This window comes from Streptococcus lishijunsis, assembly GCF_047290665.1.
In the GTDB taxonomy this organism is placed as follows: domain Bacteria; phylum Bacillota; class Bacilli; order Lactobacillales; family Streptococcaceae; genus Streptococcus.
Genome location: NZ_JBLBUC010000045.1, coordinates 1 through 1,939 on the forward strand (window position 1 = coordinate 1; position 1,939 = coordinate 1,939).

A 1,939-nucleotide genomic window follows, 5' to 3' on the forward strand; every position below is an offset into this window, starting at 1 on the left:
TCGACAGTTGCAGGTTCTACTAGTTTTGGCGATCAATGGAAGAGTCTAGTCGATTCAGGAGATGCTTATGGTTCTGTTCCTATTGCGGTTGGGGAGCGCATTGAGGTTATTTATTCAGGATTAACTAATACTGAGGTAAATGGTCAAAAAGCTGATAAAGTGGTTATTGGTTATAGACTCAAGTCTTATACCCCAAGTCCAGATAGAGCGTCTGATGCGAGTACAGATGTATATCTTTTACTGCTTAATGATCCAACGAATGGCGTGAGAACTACCCAAGCTGGCGGAAGTGTTGAATATGAGTTAGATATTTCTTATCTTGATTCTAATGGCTCATTTATTAATTTTAAAGGTGCAGATGTTGTTATTTCCGCAAATTCTTTAAACCATACAGACACAGGATTGTGGAATCAACTGTATAGGTCTACTGAGTATGTAGATGTTAGTGATACTGGAGCTAGTCTAGTAGAGATTAACGGTTCTTCTATTGGTGCTTTTGGCACTGTCGGTAAAGCTAAATGGAATAATGACTATAAAGGTACTGCAGGTGTTAATGAAGACGGACAAACAGATTATCCTGTTTGGGACTCAGAAGACAATCCTAATTTTTGGTATGGGTCTATTGCAGTAAAATATCAAAATGTTCAAGGCACTTTGCTAAAAATTAATTTTGGTGCAAATATGCGTGAGGAGTATTGGTTTACTTTTAATACTAATACACCTTATCCCGTATCTCTCAAACCTGATCCAGTAACGCCACGCATGTTTGAAGCAACACCTGAGAAAGAGCTTCCAGCGACTCCAACTAAGCAAACATTCACGCCTGAAACACCAACCGTAAAACCTCACGTGAAAGTTCCTGAAAAAGAAACGTTCTCAGTAGCGGTTCATCCAGTACTTGTCTCTCAAAAGCCAATTAACGATAAAGAAGTTGTTAATACAGATAATGTCTCAATTGATGGCAAACTAGTCGCTAAAGGATCTACAGTTGTTTGGGAACTTAACAACGAAAATCTAAAGGCTGGTCGTGAAACGGTAACGGCTTATGTCATGGAAGACCCAGCACCGACTGGTTTCCTAGTTGATCTTGACGGTACAAAAGAAAAGAACGCAGGAGCTTATCTTGTAACTGTTTCCGAGGACGGTGTAGTTCGTTTTGAAGCGACTGATTTGACGTTGGGTGTATTAAATGCTAATCGTAGTCAAGACGTGAAAGTGCCAGTTGCCTATCTCGTAGGTTCTCCTCAAAATGACGGTGCTACTTATGAGAATGTCTTTACGACAACGATTACAACACCTAAAGGTGAGTTTAAAACAGTTTCTGATAAACCAGTTGTTTATACACCAGGGGTCGATCCAGAAAACCCACGTACTACTCCAGACGGTAACAATCCAACGCCAAACGATAATTTGATCCAACCTAAAAAAGACGTGGTCGATGAGGCTGGCAACTCAATTAACGGTCAATCAGTGCTTCCAAACACTAAGATCAACTACATTTTGACGCAAAACTTCGATCAATACAAAGGTATGTTAGCTTCTAAAGATTCTATTGCTAAAGGCTTCTTGTATGCTGAAGATTATCTCGATGAAGCTCTTGATGGTAAGTCTATGGTTGTCAACTCCATTACCGCATTAAACGGTGATGATGTGTCACAACTCTTAGATATGTACCATGTACTTTCTCAAGATGCGCTTGATGAAAAACTCCAAGCAATTATCAAAAACTCCGGTATTTCTCCAGTTGGCGAATTTTACCTCTGGGTAGCGAAAGACCCACAAGCTTTCTATGAAGCTTACGTTCAAAAAGGTCTTGATATTACTTATAATGTATCATTCAAGATTAAAGATACCTTTACCGAAGGCGATATTACCAACGGAACATACCAAATTGACTTCGCAAACGGCTACTACTCAAATATTGTAGTTAATAACCTTC

The 1,939-nt window shown here is 39.4% G+C and carries 1 protein-coding gene; it reads left to right on the forward strand.

Going from position 1 to position 1,939, the window contains the following annotated elements; all coding sequences use genetic code 11:
* The coding region (locus ACLN19_RS09055) for an SspB-related isopeptide-forming adhesin (RefSeq protein ID WP_413385516.1) at positions 1-1,939 on the forward strand (1,939 nt) is incomplete at both ends.